Origin of the sequence: Janthinobacterium sp. TND4EL3, assembly GCF_900156175.1 — a bacterium.
Classification (GTDB): Bacteria; Pseudomonadota; Gammaproteobacteria; order Burkholderiales; family Burkholderiaceae_D; genus Janthinobacterium.
This window is the reverse complement of record NZ_FTMV01000002.1, coordinates 224,128-241,399: the sequence shown is the minus strand read 5'-3', so window position 1 is coordinate 241,399 and position 17,272 is coordinate 224,128. Positions and strand designations below refer to the sequence as shown.

At 61.4% G+C, this 17,272-nt stretch carries 17 protein-coding genes; all 17 read right to left on the bottom strand.

Annotated features, from left to right (window positions below; genetic code table 11):
* Positions 1-42 precede the first annotated feature (42 nt).
* Positions 43-2,349: a hypothetical protein gene (locus tag BXA07_RS04775; protein ID WP_139335431.1), complete on the bottom strand. Its 2,307-nt coding sequence runs from the start codon at positions 2,347-2,349 to the stop codon at positions 43-45.
* Between the two features lie 57 nt (positions 2,350-2,406).
* The gene (locus BXA07_RS04770; RefSeq protein ID WP_139335430.1) at positions 2,407-4,599 is read right to left on the bottom strand and encodes a hypothetical protein; all 2,193 of its coding nucleotides are present in this window, start codon (positions 4,597-4,599) and stop codon (positions 2,407-2,409) included.
* Entirely contained in the window at positions 4,596-5,981 is a 1,386-nt protein-coding gene (locus BXA07_RS04765) for a hypothetical protein (protein ID WP_076566122.1), read from the bottom strand. Before BXA07_RS04765 ends, BXA07_RS04770 begins: the two co-directional genes overlap by 4 nt.
* Before the next feature lie 17 nt (positions 5,982-5,998).
* Positions 5,999-6,691 (bottom strand): hypothetical protein, encoded by a 693-nt coding sequence (locus BXA07_RS04760; protein ID WP_076566120.1) that lies wholly within the window; start codon positions 6,689-6,691, stop codon positions 5,999-6,001.
* Positions 6,682-7,242 (bottom strand): hypothetical protein, encoded by a 561-nt coding sequence (locus BXA07_RS04755; protein ID WP_076566118.1) that lies wholly within the window; start codon positions 7,240-7,242, stop codon positions 6,682-6,684. The genes BXA07_RS04760 and BXA07_RS04755 overlap by 10 nt, the downstream gene beginning before the upstream one ends.
* Positions 7,242-7,580 (bottom strand): hypothetical protein, encoded by a 339-nt coding sequence (locus BXA07_RS04750; protein ID WP_076566116.1) that lies wholly within the window; start codon positions 7,578-7,580, stop codon positions 7,242-7,244. Before BXA07_RS04750 ends, BXA07_RS04755 begins: the two co-directional genes overlap by 1 nt.
* A complete protein-coding gene (locus tag BXA07_RS04745; protein WP_076566114.1) occupies positions 7,577-7,948 on the bottom strand; it encodes a hypothetical protein in 372 nt (123 codons plus the stop codon). Before BXA07_RS04745 ends, BXA07_RS04750 begins: the two co-directional genes overlap by 4 nt.
* Entirely contained in the window at positions 7,945-8,385 is a 441-nt protein-coding gene (locus BXA07_RS04740; protein ID WP_139335429.1) for a hypothetical protein, read from the bottom strand. The genes BXA07_RS04745 and BXA07_RS04740 overlap by 4 nt, the downstream gene beginning before the upstream one ends.
* The gene (locus tag BXA07_RS04735) at positions 8,382-9,797 is read right to left on the bottom strand and encodes a packaged DNA stabilization protein (RefSeq protein WP_076566110.1); all 1,416 of its coding nucleotides are present in this window, start codon (positions 9,795-9,797) and stop codon (positions 8,382-8,384) included. The genes BXA07_RS04740 and BXA07_RS04735 overlap by 4 nt, the downstream gene beginning before the upstream one ends.
* Positions 9,797-10,453 carry a hypothetical protein gene (locus BXA07_RS04730; RefSeq protein ID WP_076566108.1) on the bottom strand — a complete coding sequence of 219 codons (657 nt, stop codon included), beginning with the start codon at positions 10,451-10,453 and terminating at the stop codon, positions 9,797-9,799. The genes BXA07_RS04735 and BXA07_RS04730 overlap by 1 nt, the downstream gene beginning before the upstream one ends.
* A complete protein-coding gene (locus BXA07_RS04725; protein WP_076566106.1) occupies positions 10,453-10,725 on the bottom strand; it encodes a hypothetical protein in 273 nt (90 codons plus the stop codon). The genes BXA07_RS04730 and BXA07_RS04725 overlap by 1 nt, the downstream gene beginning before the upstream one ends.
* Positions 10,726-10,807: 82 nt before the next feature.
* A complete protein-coding gene (locus BXA07_RS04720; protein WP_076566104.1) occupies positions 10,808-11,797 on the bottom strand; it encodes a N4-gp56 family major capsid protein in 990 nt (329 codons plus the stop codon).
* Between the two features lie 20 nt (positions 11,798-11,817).
* On the bottom strand, positions 11,818-12,597 hold the full coding sequence (locus BXA07_RS04715) for a hypothetical protein (RefSeq protein WP_076566102.1): 780 nt from the start codon (positions 12,595-12,597) through the stop codon (positions 11,818-11,820).
* 44 nt (positions 12,598-12,641) lie between these two features.
* Positions 12,642-12,887, bottom strand: a complete 246-nt coding sequence (locus BXA07_RS04710; protein WP_212592271.1) for a hypothetical protein — start codon at positions 12,885-12,887, stop codon at positions 12,642-12,644.
* A gap of 8 nt (positions 12,888-12,895) precedes the next feature.
* Positions 12,896-15,121, bottom strand: a complete 2,226-nt coding sequence (locus BXA07_RS04705; RefSeq protein ID WP_076566098.1) for a portal protein — start codon at positions 15,119-15,121, stop codon at positions 12,896-12,898.
* 11 nt (positions 15,122-15,132) lie between these two features.
* Positions 15,133-16,599 (bottom strand): terminase large subunit domain-containing protein, encoded by a 1,467-nt coding sequence (locus BXA07_RS04700; RefSeq protein ID WP_083708037.1) that lies wholly within the window; start codon positions 16,597-16,599, stop codon positions 15,133-15,135.
* Complete coding sequence (locus tag BXA07_RS04695) at positions 16,586-17,164, bottom strand: helix-turn-helix domain-containing protein (RefSeq protein ID WP_139335428.1); 579 nt, start codon at positions 17,162-17,164, stop codon at positions 16,586-16,588. The genes BXA07_RS04700 and BXA07_RS04695 overlap by 14 nt, the downstream gene beginning before the upstream one ends.
* Positions 17,165-17,272: the final 108 nt, after the last annotated feature.

Here is a 17,272-nt window from a genome sequence, read left to right as displayed (position 1 = left end):
GTGGTAAAAAAGAAAAACCCGCCGAAGCGGGTTGGTGGTGGATCAGGTAAGACGCCAGGCATCGGTGAGCATCAGCGCCGCCTGCAGCAATTGCCGCGTTTCGTTATCGGAAATTGCCCGGCTGTAGACGAATGGAAAGCCGCGCGTGGTGTTCGAGCTGCGGAACCGCACGATGGTGTCCCACGTCAGCGCGCCATTGGCGGGCACGCCGGCCACGGTGACGCCGGTCTGGATAAGGCCGGTGCGCAAATTGACGATATCGACCTTGATCGACACGGCCGACACGTAGCGGCCGATCACCAGTTGCGCATCGTAGGGGCTCGCCACGGGAACAAAGGCATTCGCGCCACCAACAATGCAGACGCCCGCACCGCCGCCAGAGTCATAGACGGCAATGCGCATGCCAAGCTCGCCGCCAAAGTTGGTCTTGCTTTCCTCTACGGAGCCGACCGTAGTAGCACGCAAGAAACAGCCGAAGGTGGCCTCAGCCGGCGCCGTGTAAGCGGCTGAGGTAGCCGTAAAGGTCTTCATGGTGGTGGCGTTTTGCAGCACGCCCAGCAGGCCGTCGTCCATCCACAGGTCGCGCCGCTCGAGCGTCGCGGAACTGATCAAGGGGGCACCACCCAGCACCAGATTCCTGCCATTGCTCGACGGGATGTCGCGCAGGTTCCACCCACCCAACAGGCCGCCGACATTGAGCAGCGATCGCTCAAATTCCCGGATTTTCGAGGTGTCAATGCCGCGCTTGATGGTGCCATATCCTGCTGCGCCGTTGTTGTTCCAGGCTGAGGCGGCGTTATTGACGCGCGTATTGATGATGTCGACCACCTGACTATCGGTCGTGGTGGAGTAAGACAGTGCCAGGTCGGGCAAGCCTGGCGGATTGATGTCGAAAACACAGTCGTCGACCGTCAGCCGCGGCGCGCGGTAAGCATGGTTCTGGTCCAGCGAAAAGTGCGGTAGCTGGGTCCCGCACGTGAACGTCGAATTCTTGAAAATCAAGTCGCCGTTCAAGCGCCAACGCACGAAGTCCTGGATGCTGGTAACGGTAAATGGGGTGCAGCGAAAGCCGGAAATGACGATCTGCTCCCGAAATGGAGAAGTGTCAGAGCACGCTGCTGACGCAATGAATACCTCGCCCGGCTGGCCCTCTTCGGAATAGCCGGCGGTAATGTCCCAGCGATTAAGTTTTTTGTGGTTCTTGCCGTCGGTCTGGCCGAAATAAATGTTCACCGGCGCATCGGCCACCTGCAGGCTCTGGATGGTGCCGCTGCCCTGCTCGATATGCACACCAATCGAACTGTTGTGATACGCGGCCACCCGCCCGAAGGCCATGGCCAGCGTATTCTCGCCGGTAACAACGATGCCGCGCACGCAGTCCGATGCGTAGAGGTCCTGCACATACCAGTCATCGAGCTGATGGCCCAGGTCGGAGCCGATCAGGATGCCGACATTGCAGTTGGCCACGTAAATCTTGCCGATATTGCAGTGGATTGAAATGTTCGCAGCATCGGCGTCAAACGACACCCCCGCCTGCACAAAGGTGGTATTGCCGATCAAGAAAATATCATCAATGCGCGACTGCGAAATGCCCTTGAAGTGCAGGGCATTTTTTGCCTGGGTAAAACCGCTGGCATCGATGTACTGGCCGTTGAACTGGAAGGTGCAGCGCGGCTTGTTGAAAAACTCAATCGTATCGGTGATTTTATAGGAGTTGCCAAAGGGCACATAGAACGTTTTCCCGGTGGTAAGATCGGCCGCCGCTGCCTTCCATGCCGCCGTCGAGTCGGCGGCGCCGGTCGGGTCAGCGCCGCCGGCGTACTTCGGATCGCACACATTGACGATACCGTAGTAGAGGAAATCGAGCTGCTCCTGCACAGTTTTGCCGTTGCTCGATCCAATCATGGAAGCGCCGTTCGTGTGATCGAGATCCTGCCGCAACGAATCCACAATCGACTGCGAGCTCTCGACATTGTCGACATCGTAGATTGTGTTGCCTGCTGCATCCTTCAAAATGACCCGATACGCGCCGGCGCCATACATCAGCACCTCACCACGGGCGTTTGCCACGGTTGGATTGGTATTGGCGATGGTCAGTGCCGTATCCTGGTACGTGGTCTTCGGCGTCAGCGTGCCGGCCGCGTACGTGTAAATCTTGCCGCCGATGAGCGGGTTCCAGTTTGCATCCTGAAACAGCTGCTTGGGCTGCGGTAATAGGCTTCCTGCCATGATGGTTCCTGACGAGTTGGTGGGATTGAGCCTGGCCATCGCCGGTGCCGTTACGCCGGCGGCCAGGGCGGCGGCAAGCATGTTGCGGCGCGCTTTGTTTGCTGGGCCTGAATCGCTCATTACAACCTCCGTCATCAATTGAACGGCGATTGTAATGGCTGGTGGGGTTGCGGGGTGCTACGGTGTTTGCAGCACTGGTACCGGCGGCGCAAACAGCTTATTGGCCGCCTGCGCGCCACTGACGCCGCCAAGGGCGCCGACGCGCGTCGACAGTTGCAAGTTTTTATCGTTGATGCGCTGCACCAGATTGACCAGGGAGTTCATCTGCTGCTCGGCTTCAGGACCGCGCATTAGCATGATCCGGCCCATCTGGTCGCGTACGCGCTCTGGCGTGGCCACACGGTTCCATGCATTTTTGGCTGAGCCAACGGCACTGAGCAGATTGCCGCCCTTGGCCGAGCCGAGCGCATGGGCGGCGTCGTTCATCGCCGACAAGTCCAGGTCGCCCATGCCTGACTGGCGCTCAGCGGTCTGCGAGCCCTGGCCGATCCGCTGGATGCCCTTCATTTGCCCTTCACGTGCCACATCAGCAGCGAACTCACGGTAGGCCCGGTCGCTGCCGAAAATGACGCGCAGCTTTTCCTGCATCGACGGGTTTTTCCACATGTTCATTATTTCGGTCTGCCCGGACTGCGATCCCAACTTGTCGCGTAGTCCCTCGAAGGCGCCAATACGGAAGGCTTGCTGCTCCCCTTCGCTCATATCGCGCACCACCGCCCTGATGGCGCCGCCCTTTTGCTGAATTGCTTTCTCGCCGGCCTTGGCTGCATCCATCAAATCCGAGGGTTTTGAGTAAGCGTTACGAGCCGCCTGGTACAGCGATTGGCCAGTCTTTGTATCGGTTGTGACCTTGTCTAGTTCGTTCACCAGCTTGGTGCGCAGGTTGGTAACCTCTCGGCCAAAGGAGGTTACAGTGCCATCGCTTTTCAGGGCGGATGAAGATTTCAGCAGATCGTCCAGGCCCTGTTTAATATGGTCGAGGTCTCCCATCTTCCACTTACTGACCTGATTGGTCAGGCCATTGACCGCTGGCGCCGCAACATCGAGGGAAAAAGGCTGCTGAGCGGCGGTGGCAATATCTCGAGCCATTTTTACGGCTTTTAGTTGGTCGGCCGCCTTGACGATCTCTTGCAGGTTACTCGATGGCACCACTTCCACCTGGCGTAGCTGCGAGTACAGCGGTGTTGCGTCCGCGCTGCGGCGCTTGGTCAAGGCAGCAATTGTCGATTCCATACGCTGGCCCTGCGTGTCGAGCGCGCTTTCAGCATCGGCCCGCAGGCGCGCGCCGGACGTGGCAGTGCGCTGATGCTGCAGGTTCGCCACGGCCTGCTTGGTGCGCCCTGGCAAGGTGGCTAGCACGTCGAGCAATGCGGATGAATTGCGGCCGCCAGCGTCGGCCAGCACGGCGGTATTATCGCCCAGGCGGTTGAAACGCTTGGCGATCTGCAGCACGGGATTGATCGCCCCGCTGGTAAATAAGTCGCCAGTCGCGTCGCGCGCGAAGGCTTGTGCGATTTTTTGGCGCGCGTACTCGGCAGCAGCTGTTTCTGATACGCGCTGCTTGACGTTACCGGCGACGGCGCCCAGCATGCCAGTGACGGGCGAGGCAATGCCGCCAAAGGCAGCGCTGGTGGCTGCACCTTTTGCGCTATCCGCGAGTGTGCCGCCGATGGTATCCGCATTCGAGTGTGTTGCACCAAGTACGCCACCATATGCAGCGCCGACCCCGGCCGCCTGCGCCGCACGCAGCGTCCAGCCGATGAACTTCGTCCCAGCGCCAGTGGCGCCCGTCGCCTTTGCCAGTGAGTTGACGCCTTTAAGCGCGGCGCCGCCCAAGGGAAGTGTCGCGAGGATTTCGCCCCCCACCTCGCCAGTGGCCGCTAGAAGCGGATTGCGTTCCTTGTAGGGTGCGAGTTCCTCCGTCATTTTGGCGCGGCCGGCATCGGCGTCATTCACCAGCCAGGTGCCGGCGCGGCTCAGGGCCGATTTTTTTGGTTTGTTCCCAGCCACCTGGTCGGACATCGATGGCGCGGTGCCGCCGACTGCATCGCCGAGGAACTCGTACCACTTGCCTAGGCCGCGCTGCGCACCCAGCGCCAGGCCGCCAACACCCTTGCCCAGGCCGCCAGCAAGGGTGATAGCGCCGTCGACAATGCCGCCACCATCGCTGTCGACAGGCGCTGCTGTAGGTGCCGGCTTATCTGCCGGCATGGCCTGAATGTAAGCCGCCAGTTTCTTGGCGCCTTCGGCGTCGCCAGCTTTGTCGGCATTGCGCAGCGCGATGTACAGCTCGTCGCGAGTAGCCATCATTTTCCTCCATATTTCTTGAGCAATGCATCGATGTCAGATGGCGCGCTGCCGGCGGGTGGTGCTACAGGGTTGGGAGCAGCGGCGGCTTCCTTCTTGTAATTAAAGCGGGTTTTCGCATCCTTGCGACCGGTCGACAATTCGTACTGCTGTTCCAGATTGTCTTTTTGTGCGGACATCAGATGCAGATAGCCTACGATCACACCCTTCAGCTGCTTAGTGGTTTTGGCGTTGTCAAGCAAGTGCGACAGCTCCTGCCGCTCTTCCACCCCGCCGCCGCCGGCCACAATCGATTTCAGCACCTCTTTCGCGACGATGCCTTTTACAGCATCAAAATTCGTCGGCGCCGTGCTGCCGGTGTTTTGCGCCACAAGGTTGGATATCTTGTTGGCCAGCGGTACATTGCCGTTACCCAGTGCATCGACCAATTGATCCAGTTGCGACAAGTGGTCGGTTGCGGTCGAAAAGGAGCGAATCGAATTGCCAGGTGTGCCGGTGGAGAAATCACGCATCGCCTTTTGCTTCGCGTCGTATTCTGTCGCGTCGAAATTAGGGTATTTCGCGTTCACCCGGTCCATCAGGTTGGCAATCTTCGGATTGCGAAGCGCGTAGCCGGTCGGCGCCTTCATGCGGCCTTGCCCGATAGCATCGACCGATGACTCGGAAAGGTCGGAAGGTGCATTGCCTTCTTCCTTGCTCCTGTCGAAGACCAGCCGTTCGCGTGCCGTGTGTGCGCTGCTGTCGGCGGAATACTTGGCTGTTTTGGCGGACAAACGGGCATTCGCGTCAGGCGTGGTCATCTCGATCAGCTTGTCACCACCCAGCGCCGCCTGCATCTTCCACTTTTCCAAGCCTGCTGCATCGCTCGGGATGCGCGCGATCGCCTGGTCGATCGTCGTGCCGGATGCCCCCACGATGTCTTTCAGACGCGGATCGTTGTACATCGATTGTAGCCAGCCGGCGGCCGTCTCGCGGTCATTGACTAAGCCGATGGCGTCTTTGTGCTGCTGCGCCGCCAAGTTCATAACCTTAGCCTGTGTTTCAGACGTCTGTGCGCCAAGGTGCAGCGTGTCGGCCTGGACCTTACTGATATCGGCCGTGGCCTTCTGGCGCTCCTGAAACTGCTTGCCATAGGCCAGGCCGCTCTTGCCGTATCCCTGGGCGGCCAGGCCGCGAACGACGTCTTCGCCGCTCTTGCCATCGGCCAACAGCTGCGAAAGTGAATTTTCGCCGGCGCGCTCGCGTTGGTTATCGGCGAAGCTGATATCGGCAAGGCGGTTCTGGTTGCGCACCTGCTGCAGCTGGGCCAGCTTATTCTGCGTGTCGATCGGGTTGTCGAGCTGCACGCTGCGGCCCTGCAGGATGATGCTGGGGTCAAGTGCCATGTTTTATCGCTCCTTCATCACGGCGAGTAGCCGGTGCCGTAGTAGTTGAAATTATCCGTCTGGTTTGTGGCGCCTTCAGAAACGCCGCTGCTGCGGCTGCCGTTGAGCAAGCTGTTCTGGTTGTACCAGTTCAGGCCCTGACTCAGGCCATTGGTCAGCGCGTTTCCGCCGGCCACGTAGCCCGAGGCGCGCGCGTTGCCGGCGGCAAGTTGGTTCTGTGCCACACCAGAGGCCGTATTTAGCCCGGATGAAGTATTCACGTTCGATGCTGTCTGGCCGATGCCGGCAATCGACGCCAGCCGGTTCCTTTCGGTGGCGTCGCGGTTGAAAGCCTCGCCGTACTTGGTGCTGGCGTAATCGTTGTTGTACTGGCTGGCCGCCTTCAGTGCGGCGCCCGACAGGAGGCCGCCGCGCGCCGCCGCGCTGTTGGTCACGCCCTTCATGCCTTCGGTCAGGCCGAACTGGTAGCCCGGCTCGTTCTGCAAATCGGCACCGGTAAAGTTCGGCATGGCGGCCAACTTGTTGAGAGCCGTCACGCCGGCGTCGTAGAACGGCTTGTTGTCGTCGCGCGACTGGTTGTACATTGCCCATTGCGTGTCATTGGCCTGATTGGCCGCTGAGGTTTGCGCCTTGGCCGCCTTGTTTGCAGAAGAGATGTTGGAAGCCACTCCAACCGCCGCAATGCCGGCCCCTACCCATGCTACGGACATAATGCCTCCCGCTTGTCAATAAAAGCACCGGCCAGCTGCTCATGGCTTTCGCAGGCGATTTCCGCCTCGATCAGGGTGATGTCCGTCTGGTCGGTGCGGAAAACGTTAATAAAAATAGTATCCTCGTGCGCGTATCCAACCTTTTGCAGGCCGGCGGGCGAGGTTTGCGTATGGCCAGCGCGCACGCGCTGATAGCCGGTTTCGGTCATAACTGAGATATCGCCCATGGCCACGATGTTGACGCAGGCCTTGCGGTGGATCTTACCCACTAGGATCGTGCCCTTCTTGATGAACAGCTTGCGCGTGTAGAAGCCGTCCAGAACGATATGCTCGACCGGCATCTCGACATGCTGCCCCGGTTGCGACAGCAGCTGATCCTTCAGCGCCGTGATCTGGGCCCGCACCACCAGCGGATCAGGGTCGATCTGGAACACGATCTCGCCAGCGGCATCGAGGGCGATCAGGTCAAGCGGCTGGCGTCCGCCTGCGTAGAGGTCAAGCGGGCGATAGTTCGGCACGGCCACCGGGTACTTTTCCTCGACATGCGGCATCAGGTCACCTCGCGGCCGGAAGCGCGGATTGTGATCGCTGCAGCTGCGTTCGGCAGCGTGCTGATAAAGCCGTCGGCGTCGAGGATATGGCCGACGATCTCTGGGAACGTGTAGGTCTCGCCAACTGCCAACGCTTTGGTCTTCACGATTAGGTTCTGGTTCCCGGCAGCATCGGCCGCCGTTACTAGGTTGACCGACAGCGTGGCCGCCGCGGCGCTGATGTTGGTGGCGGTGAATTTATCGATGATGGTGCGGGTGGCCAGTGGCGCGGTGTATTGCGTGGTTTGCGTGGCCTCGGCCTGCTTCGAGGGAATTAGGGTTTTTGCGGTGACGCTCATGGCAAGGGTCCTTGTTTGACTTCGTTGATCTCGGCGCGCGCCACGGCCAGCTGCTCGGCCAGGCTGCGCACTTCGGTTTGTAGCGATTCGACCAGGGCGGCCATGATGGCCAGCGGCGCTTGGTCGTCCTGCGCCTGAGGCGCTGCCGGCGCCGGTGCTTGCCAATCGGTCGGGTCCATCGGCATGCTGGGCAGCTGCATGCTGCCCATAGCCAGTTCCATCTCATCGGCCTGGTCGGCTACCTGCGGCAGCGTGTGGCCACCTTCCTCGGCGCCGACCTGGCGAATGAAATGGGTCAGTGCGTTGACCGTGACGCGGTCCATGCCCAACGCGTACAGCGCGGCCTCGTTCAGGCGGACGATGCTCATGCGTTGTCGCTCCAGTTGGCCTTGACAAGCCGCTTGGACATGCCGTACTCGAACAGCTGGTTGGTACCATAGTCGTGGCATACCAATTGCTTGCCCGCCATGCCATAGTTTCTCCGCTTGAAATCGCACAAGAAGATAGGCATCATTTCAGGGTAATCTTTGTCGCTGGCAGGCCTGGTGCGGCGCATTACCAGCACCGATCCATTTGGGCTGATCGCCACGCATTCGGCAAACCAGCGGCGCAAGGGCGTATCCTTCACCCTCTGCCACGTCTCCCACTCGACGACGTTTTGAAAGACGCCGGCGCGCTCTTCGACCTTCAAAACGCAATCCGGCATGAGATTGCTGGTCCACACTGCGCGCGACATGCCCGTATAGAGCAGTTCATCGCACATCAAATTGAAAACCTCTTTATGCATCGGTGGATGCTGACTCATGACGTACCTGCCTTCAGGTCGAGGAACGCGCCTTGCAGCACGATCTTGGCGTTGGTGGTGGTCGACACTTCGAACACGCGATCGCGACCACTGCCCAGCCGGTTGAAATCGGGCTTGTTGCGGTATTCGCCCACCTTGCCCAGCGACTTGGTCAGCGTAGACGACCAGCTGTTGCCGCCATCGTCGGACCAGCGCATCCATATTTTCGGATCCGGCTCGTCATCGCTGGCCACGCCGGCTTCCATGTCGAGCGTCAGCTTGCTGAAGAACTGGCGCACGCCGCTGGTAGTCAGGTGCTGGAAGCTCTTGATGCGACGGATCGGCGCGCCGTTGTCGGTGTAGGTGTCCAGGTCGAGCTCGTAGATATTGCCGTTCTCCCAGTCGCCCACCAGGTGCTTGCGCTTGTAGAGCACGTGGCAGTTGTCGCGCACGCGGTCCAGCTGGTTGCGCTCGTCGCGGTAGGCGCGCTCATGCCACAGGCCGGTGGCCGAATCGAACGCCCAGGTCGTTTTGGCGGTCGGGAAGCTCAGCACATAGAAACTGTGGCCGCCTTGCTGGTAGCTATAAGCCTGGGCATCGTCGATACGACCGTATTTGCGCATTTCTTCTTCCAGCGCGTGCGTGCTGATGCGGCCAGGCTGGTAGCCGTTGGCGCGCCACACCATGCCGTCACCGCGCTCGTCGCTGCCCAGCCAGAACAGCGAGTTATCCATCTTGCAGACCGAATTGGCCGCAGCGCAGCCCATTTCCATCGTCGCACCGCTGATGCGCTCGAACGGGAAGGTGGCGGCGGCGGCGCCGAAAACCTCGATCGACTCGGTGCCGAAGAACCAGATCTCGTTGTGGTCCTTGATCTGGCGCAGCAGCACGTCCGGGACCGACTCGGCGCTGGCGAAGTCGAGCGCGTCAAGCGTCAGGTCGAGCGCGCCGGTGATATAGAACTGCTGCGTGCCGGGCTTGTTGAAGATCAGGAAGCCATTCAGCACTTCCACGTAGTTGGCACCGTACCAGCCGGCGCCACTCATCGCGCCCACCACCAGACTGGTCAGGTTGACGGTAGGCGCGGTGGTGGTGCCGTCGACGAACACGGCGGATATGCCGTTGTCGGCCGCGCTGACCTGGCCACTGGTCGAGCCCAGGCCCGCCATGCGCGTCCAGGCGCTGGCGGTGTAGCGGTACAATTCGCCGCCGCGCGCGGCGTACAGGTCGCCGTTGCTGGTCTGGTACAGACAGCGCACGCCGCCGCTGCCAGGCACGGTCGACCACAGCTTGCGCCCTGGCGTGCCGTAGAACGTGGTGGGCGCGGTGGCGTCTGGCACGTTCGTTTCCGGGTACATGTTCACGCAGCGCTGGGCATTGGCCAGCAGCGAGCGCGCGGTGTACGACGCGGACGTCAGCAGCACGCGCGCCATCAGCCGCGCACTCCAAAGCTGATCGGCGCGCTTTCGGTGGCGTAGGCCAGGGCCAGCGTGCGGCGACCTAGAAAGCGGCGCTCGATATCCTGGCGGTCGGTAATGTTCACACCGAACTTGATCGATACGTCGTTCGCCACCCACAGGCCTAGCAGGCCCATCCAGGACTGCGCAACGTCTGGCGTGCTGCCCAGGGCGGCATCGATGCCGATGGCTTGGTAGGTCAGCGACAGTACTGGATCGGTGGCGGGTACCGGCCACAGGTAGCCAATGCCATTTGGCGCGATATAGATGCGCTGCGGGCGGTGCGCCACATCGTCACGCTGGCAGATAGCATCATAGGCCGCCTTCGCGATCACCAACAGATCGGCCTTGGCGCCGTCAAGCGCGCAGGTCACCACCGGCACGCCGAAATAGTCGGCTGGCATGGCCACTTGCGCCGGCGTGGCCGGGTTCCAAGTCAGGGCCGTCGGCGCCGACGTGATCTTCGGCCAGGACAGGCCGTGGATCGGCAGTTCCTTGATGATGTTCTGCAGCGCGTTCATGCACACGCTGTAGTCATCGGCCGCTGCCGTCTGGCCGGCGCCGATCACGCCGACGATCTGCAGGGCGTCGGTAATGACGTCCTGCGCCGTCAGGGTCCAGGTGGTGGACATTATGCAGGCGAAGCGCTGAAGGCGAAGCGGGGAATGCGCACCTGACGCTCGGTACCGTCTTCGGCCTTGATGGTGGTGTCAACCACGGCGTGCTTCAGGCATTCCACATACGCTTCGGAAATGGTCACTTCCTTGTCGCGCTGGATCAGGATCTGCTTGAAGTTGTGCACCAGCGGCACGTCGCCCTTGTCGGTGGCGTCCTCGCCGCTGTAGATGGTGACCTTGAACATTTTCGGCGCCAGGGCCGGTTTCTCTTTTTCGATGGTGGACATGGCATTGCTCCATAAAAAATGCCCGCTCTCGATAGCGGGCATTCTGGGGTGGGACTGGTTGCAGCGGCGCTGCAGCCGGGTATTACAACGACGCGGCCGATTCCAGGCGGATCATCCAGCTGTCGTTCAGGATCTTGGTGGTGGTGGTCGCCTTCCAGCCCACGGTCGAGCGCTGCTCCAGCGGGTCGGCGGTACCGGCCGAGCCCAGCGCCTTGACGTAGGTCGACATGGCATTACCCGACAGTGGGCAGACGCCGTACGAGTTGTCGGCCAGGATCAGCGTCACGTAGACGTCGAAGTTGGTGCCGTTGTTCTTGTACAGCGCCGTGCCAGCCGCGCCGGCGCCGGCGAAAATCTTGCAGTTGGTCGACGAGATGAAGCGGATGTTCTTGTACGCGCCGATCTCATCTTCCAGCACGCCTTCCTGGCTGCCGTAGTCGGACACCGAGCGGTAGCCGGCGATCTGTTCCAGGTCGAATTCGACGTCGGGGTGCACCAGGGCGATGAAGGCCTTGCGCACCGAGCCCGTGCCCACCTTGTCGGTCGGCATCACGCCTTCCTTGATGAACTTGGCGTTCTGCACCTTCAGGTAGCGGATGGCCTTGTCCAGGTCGGATGCCGAAATCTTGACAGCAACGGTGACGCGCGAGGCCACGCCGTTGGCATAGGCCACGTTGGTGCCGGCCACCATCACGTCGCGGCGCGCCTGGTCGATAGTGGTGCCTGCCTGGTCGCCCAGCACGTCGGTCGCTTCGGTCACCACCGCGTCCTGGTTGGTCATCGAGACCATGTCGGACAGGGTGATGAAGTCGCCGTACTGGGCCAGCGTAGCGGTCAGGTCGGTCACGGCCAGGCTGGAACCGGCGGGCGTGACGCCCTCGGTCAGCGGCGTCGAGGCCACGGCCAGCTGCGAGTAGCGGCGGAACTTGATTTGGTTGCCGTTGCGGGTGGCGATCGGGCGCTTTTGGCCGTAGCGGCCGTGCACTTCGGCCGGCTGCGCGCGGGCCAGCAGGTTGCGGTCATAAAACGCCTGGACGCCTGGTGGCACCTGAGTGATGGTGGTAGTAGCCATATCGTGAAACTCCTATTGGGTTAATAGCCTTTGACGCGCTTTACCTCTTTGGCAAAATCCGCGTCGCTCATGTTTTGAATGCGCTGGACCGCTTCCAGATCGGGGTTGGCGACGGTGCGTGCTGCGCCGCTGCTGGCCCCTGGAACGCCCATCGCCGACTTTTCCGCCTGCTTGGCCGCCTCGATGGCAAACCGCTTGCCCACCTGGCGTTCGGCGAACGCTACTTTTTCTGCTGTGATCTCACGAATCACGGCCAGCGGGTCGCCCCAGGCCTCACCCATGGCATCGCGCTTGGCCACCAGCGCCGCTTCCAGCTCGGGATCGATGGTGGTATCGAAGATGCCCGGGTGGGCCGCCGCCACGATCGATTGCCAGTCCTGCTGCTGGCGTTGCGCCTGCTGCGCTGGCGCCGGATCGCTGGTCACGTACTTGATGGCCTCGGCCAGTTCCGGGTTTTCTTCCAGAATGGCCGGGCGGCTGGCCTCACGCTGCGCCTGCTGGCGTTCGCGCTCGATCTCGGCCAGGCGCTGGCTGTTCTTGGTGCCCCATGCCTGGGTGTCCTTCAGCGCCTTTTCAGTCTTTACCAGCCGGGTGCGCAGCTCTTCCAGGGTTTCTACAGCGGGCGGCTCGGTGCCGGCCGGGGCCGGGGCAGCCGCTGCTGGCGTTTGGGCCGTCTCGCCAGCTGCCGGGCTGAGCGTGACTTCGGTAGTGGTGCCGGTCGTGCCGGCGGCCGCCGCGTCAAGTTGGGCTGCTGCTGCATCGTAGTCCCTCTGGTATTGCTGCTGGGGTGTGAGATCCATTCATTGCTCCTTGCTGGGTCCGCTGGATGGCGGATAGTCCGTTGTTAAGCCGCGTCCGGGTCGGATAGTGCGGCGGTGATGTGGTCGCGCTCTTGCTGCAGCGCGGCCGGTAAGTCAACCAGATCACGCAGCACCTTGATGGCGCCGCGCGTCTGCTCATTGTTCTCGCCGATCAGTTGCGCGGTCTTGGAGTCGATGCGCGCCTGGATCTCCTGCACCAGGTGCGGCCAGCAGCCGTGGAGTGCGGCCAGTGCGGCGTTCAGGTAGTCCAGGCGCGCTTGCGCTGTCATGTCGCTGCTCATTGGGCGGCCTCAGGCGTAAAAAAACCGCCATCTGGCGGTGCGTTGAGGTCGGGTGGTTGCATTGGCATGCCTTGCGGGTCGCCGTCCATGGCGGCCGGGTCGAGAGCGGGAGCCGCCTCGGGCGCTTCAGGCATGACTGGCTGGCCTGGCTGTTCCCGCTCTTCGCCGGGTGGCATGCCTTCCATATCTGGCACGGCAGGCGCGGGCGCTGGTGTGGCGTCAGGTTGCGGCGCTGCGGCGGCCTGCTGCTGCTCGACAATCAGCTCGATGCCGAATTCCCGCGCCAGTACCTGCGCAAGCTGGGCGGGCATGGTCGGCAGGATCAGCTTCAAGCGGTCGGTCTCGGCACGGTAGCGGTCCAGCAGCAGCTTCTGGCTGTCCACTTCCTTGCTGTCGCTCAGGTCGTTGTATTTCTCGCCAATCTCCTTGAGCGATGCTTCCAGCATCTGCACATGCTGATCGGTCTGCTCCATCTTCTGCTTGACCTGTGGCGGCACCTTGTCACCGTCCTCTTCCTTCAGGATCGGGCTTTCCTTGCCGATTTCCATGCAATGCCAGGTCTGCTCGAGCAGCTCGCGCGCGTCGATCAGTGCGGCTGTGGCCGGGTTGCCCATGGTCCAGTCGGCGAAGGCGCGCAGCTTGTTGATCAGGATTTCTTTCTGCATGAAGCTGGCCGTGCCGGTGGCCTGCCAGTCCATGAACGACGTCTTGCCGAAGCGCTTGATCTCGGCCCATGCCTGCGCTGCCTCGTCGCCATGGATTTTCTGGACGGTTTCAACCTCCAGGTACTTCAGGTTCCAGTTGATGATGCTCTCGATGATAGGCTCGATCCAGTTGGCGTCGATGTTCTGGATCACTTCCTTGATCGGCAGGGACGAAGCAGACATGATCATGCTGATGCCGGCCGCCGTCTTGTTCAGGTTGCGCGAGTCGTCACCTTGGGTGTACTTGGTGATACCGGTATCGTCGTCGCTGAACTGCTCGGACATGCGGATCACGTCGAGCCAGCCGCCGGTAATGTCTTCTTCCTTGTGGTCGATGATGGCGCTCGCGCGCTCATCGGCGGACAGGCCTGCCTTCATCTGGAACACCTTGCCCGGGTACTTCTTGAAGTCCTCGGTCGGCAGAAACTTGCTACGGTCAACGCTCTTGGTGCCCAGCAGGGCCATGCCCTTGCCTTCCATGAACAAGCGGAAAGCCGCGTTCACGGTCTTCTGGTGCGCGGCGTTGTTGTCGGCCACACCCACGCCCCAAATCTCATGGTCGACTTCCTCATAGCAGCACGACAGCGCAGGTGTCTTGTCGCCGTACGGGCTTTCGCTGACCTTTACCACCACGCCGCCGGCCATGATGACGATCACGTTGATCATCTCGCCGGTGTCAATATCGCTGGCGTTCGGGTCGGTAGCATGCATCGAGCTGCGCGGCACCTTGCCGAAGAAGCGCGCCACCTTGATGCGACCATTCTTGTTCCAGAATTCCACATTGCCACGCATCTGGCCGGCGATCTCGGAACCCGTCTCGCTGCCGTTGTTGCTCGCCCCTTGCAGCGCCTGCGTGATGTTGCGGTACGACTTGTCAGCACGCCAGGCGGCGACGGTATGCGGGCTTTCCATCGTCACCCAGAAGATGCCCAGGCCGTCGCAGATGTTGCGCGCTTCCGGGTCGGGGTAGGCGTCCAGCGTGCTACCCAGCTCGAAGTACGGGAAATCGTACTCGTATTTCTGTTCCTTGATCTGAGTGTAGCCCATGGCGTTGTCCGCCGTGGTCTCGGTCAGCGTTTCCTTGCGCACGAACGGCCCATACACGAAGCCGGTGCCATAGGTGGCCAGCGTGTTCACGCCGGTCTTGATCATCTGGCGAAACTTCATGCGCTCCAGCTGCTCGGTGACGATGTCCTCGACCACGTCGGCGAACTTGGCCAGCGTCTCGTTGGTCGGGTTCGTATCGAACGGCAGCTCGCCGTTGCCGAATAGGGCATCGTTGATCTTGGCGCGGCTGGCGCGCACCTTGTTACGGGTCGAGCCGATGAACAGGCCTGCGGCCTTCTTGGCGCGCGCGGCGCCCGTGCCGCCGGTGTCGTCGGCGCGCGGGATGCGCATCACGTCCTGGTAGCACTCCAACAGCTTGAGCTCCTGCGGCTTGCGCGCACGCTCCCACTCCATCAGACGCTCTTCCAGCAGGTTGCCGAGGGCGCTGGTGGATTGGACTGCTTCGGTCATGGGTAGGTGCCTTAAAAGTAAAAGCCGTTGGAATCCGGCATCTGTTGCTCGATTTCGACGGAGAATTCCGCCTCTTTCCTGCTGATGCCGTAGCGGCGCATCATCCAGGCGTAACGCGTGGCCGCCATCAAGTCATCGGCTAGCTTGACGACCTTGCCGTCCTTGCGGTGGTACATGCGAAACTCTTCGAACCATTCCGTCAGGTGGCTGAAGACCTTGAACTTCTTCAGCTGCATGCGCTGCAGCATGTCCTGCAAGCCCGCCTCGACGCCGTTGGTACCATCGGGGAAGGTGGCGCGTTCGGGCATCATATGCAGGCCGGTCTTCTTGTATTGGGCGGCCAACTGCTCGCCGCTGCCCTTGTCGTGCTGCAAGCCGTCGTGCGGCCATGCGATCGGCAGCCACTTCGGCCATTCCTTCAGCGACAGCGAGAACATTTGCGGCGTTTGTTCTTTCTGGCGGTGGCAGTCCGTGACGTAAATGGTGTCAGTGTCCTTGTCCCACGCCAATCGAACGCCGGCGCTTGGGTGGTCCCAGCCGAAGTCCATGCCGCCGTTCTGTGACCAGTGCGCCGGAATCGGAAACGCTTCGATCTTCAGCGACTCTTCGTCGATCGGGAAGATGCGGCCGCTGCCGAGCGTTGGAATGCCCTTGGTGCGTGCGTCGCGCTCGTGCGACGGATAACTGGCGATGATTGCCTCACGCTGTTCCGGCGTGTAGTGCTCGGCGTCGTGGATCGTCATCGTTGTCACATGCGTGCCGGGCGACTTGTCCAGCAGGAAGCGCTTGACCACCGTCGACATGCCTTGCAGCGGTGTGAAGGTCATCAGCAGCATGCCGTTGGTGGCATTGGTGCGCGTCAGGCCTTCGAGGTAAATGTCTTCCGGTGGCTCTTCGTCGGGCCAGAAGAAATCCAGCGTCTCGCCCTGGAACTTCTCGCGGCCCTGGTCATACGACTTGAAGCCGATCAGGCTTTCACCGGCCTGCACGTCACCGCCACCACCAAAACGCACCACCACGGTATCGATGGCATCGGCCACGCCTCGCTTGAGCGACTTGGACTTGATCGCGTCCTTCGGTATCGAGCCGGTGCCAATGGCGTTGATACGGCCGCACATGACGCGCTGCACGGTGTCGCGCGTGGCCTCACTGGTGACACCGGCGGCCCAGCCGACCACTGGCTTGGCGAACACGCGGCCCGGCCAGTCGTTCGGGTAGCGGCCAGTCAAGTGCATCGCGCTTTCAAAGCCAGCCGACCAGGTCTTGCCCAGCTGGTTGCCGGCGATCAGTAGGCGCTCGCGGAACGTTTTGCCAGCGGCATGAAACTCGGCTTGCTTTGCATAGGCTTGGTAGTTCGCCAGCTTGTTCTCGCTGCTGTAGCGCCGCTTCAACTTCAACAACTCCAGTGCGCGGCGGCGCTGATCCGGGCTCAGCCTGGCGATGTTGATGCCAGACAGATCGATGTCAGCCACCGCCACTGCCCAACAACAGGGCCAGCTCCTGGTCCACATCTTCTTGCGACTGCGGCGCTTCGGGCGGCTGGCCACGACTCAATGCCGCCAGGCGACCGGGCATCTCGCCCGATATGTTCGCCAACTTCTGCAGCGCGGCGAACGATTCAAGCTGCGCTCTGGTCTTCATCGGGTCAACTTCATCGACCAACTCGAGCTGCTGGTTCGCCATCCGCGACAAGCGGTGCGACGATGCGGCGCTGATTTCGGCGGCCGATGCCATGTGCTCGCTGGTGTTCGTCAGCTTGCGCGCCAGGTCGGAAACGATCTGTTGCTTAGCGAACGGCAATGCGCCGAGCTGTTCGGCAAAATGCTTTGCCTTAGCATCGACCTCAACCTTCATTTCAGCTAGAGCCTGCAACGATATCGAGGCTTTTTTCGGCTCGGCTTTATTCGGCTTTATTCTTCGGCGTAATGACGATTCGTTGACGCCGAACTCCTGCGCCAGCGCGTTAATCGAAATGCCGTCGACCAGGTGGCGCCGCTCGATCTCCACCCACTGGTCATCGGTCAGCGACGATTTGCGACCCATGACCAGTTCTCCTATGAAAAAAACACGCGCAGAATGCAAAAAGCCCGCGACCATTTCTGGTAGCAGGCTTATTTCCGGGCGCACGAAGCCCCGACAGAACGGAATATA

Coding starts and splice junctions, on each gene's coding strand:
- BXA07_RS04775 (WP_139335431.1), bottom strand. CDS start 2,349: ATGAGCGATTCAGGCCCAGCAAACAAAGCGCGCCGCAACATGCTTGCC.
- BXA07_RS04770 (WP_139335430.1), bottom strand. CDS start 4,599: ATGATGGCTACTCGCGACGAGCTGTACATCGCGCTGCGCAATGCCGAC.
- BXA07_RS04765 (WP_076566122.1), bottom strand. CDS start 5,981: ATGGCACTTGACCCCAGCATCATCCTGCAGGGCCGCAGCGTGCAGCTC.
- BXA07_RS04760 (WP_076566120.1), bottom strand. CDS start 6,691: ATGTCCGTAGCATGGGTAGGGGCCGGCATTGCGGCGGTTGGAGTGGCT.
- BXA07_RS04755 (WP_076566118.1), bottom strand. CDS start 7,242: ATGCCGCATGTCGAGGAAAAGTACCCGGTGGCCGTGCCGAACTATCGC.
- BXA07_RS04750 (WP_076566116.1), bottom strand. CDS start 7,580: ATGAGCGTCACCGCAAAAACCCTAATTCCCTCGAAGCAGGCCGAGGCC.
- BXA07_RS04745 (WP_076566114.1), bottom strand. CDS start 7,948: ATGAGCATCGTCCGCCTGAACGAGGCCGCGCTGTACGCGTTGGGCATG.
- BXA07_RS04740 (WP_139335429.1), bottom strand. CDS start 8,385: ATGAGTCAGCATCCACCGATGCATAAAGAGGTTTTCAATTTGATGTGC.
- BXA07_RS04735 (WP_076566110.1), bottom strand. CDS start 9,797: ATGGCGCGCGTGCTGCTGACGTCCGCGTCGTACACCGCGCGCTCGCTG.
- BXA07_RS04730 (WP_076566108.1), bottom strand. CDS start 10,453: ATGTCCACCACCTGGACCCTGACGGCGCAGGACGTCATTACCGACGCC.
- BXA07_RS04725 (WP_076566106.1), bottom strand. CDS start 10,725: ATGTCCACCATCGAAAAAGAGAAACCGGCCCTGGCGCCGAAAATGTTC.
- BXA07_RS04720 (WP_076566104.1), bottom strand. CDS start 11,797: ATGGCTACTACCACCATCACTCAGGTGCCACCAGGCGTCCAGGCGTTT.
- BXA07_RS04715 (WP_076566102.1), bottom strand. CDS start 12,597: ATGGATCTCACACCCCAGCAGCAATACCAGAGGGACTACGATGCAGCA.
- BXA07_RS04710 (WP_212592271.1), bottom strand. CDS start 12,887: ATGACAGCGCAAGCGCGCCTGGACTACCTGAACGCCGCACTGGCCGCA.
- BXA07_RS04705 (WP_076566098.1), bottom strand. CDS start 15,121: ATGACCGAAGCAGTCCAATCCACCAGCGCCCTCGGCAACCTGCTGGAA.
- BXA07_RS04695 (WP_139335428.1), bottom strand. CDS start 17,164: ATGGGTCGCAAATCGTCGCTGACCGATGACCAGTGGGTGGAGATCGAG.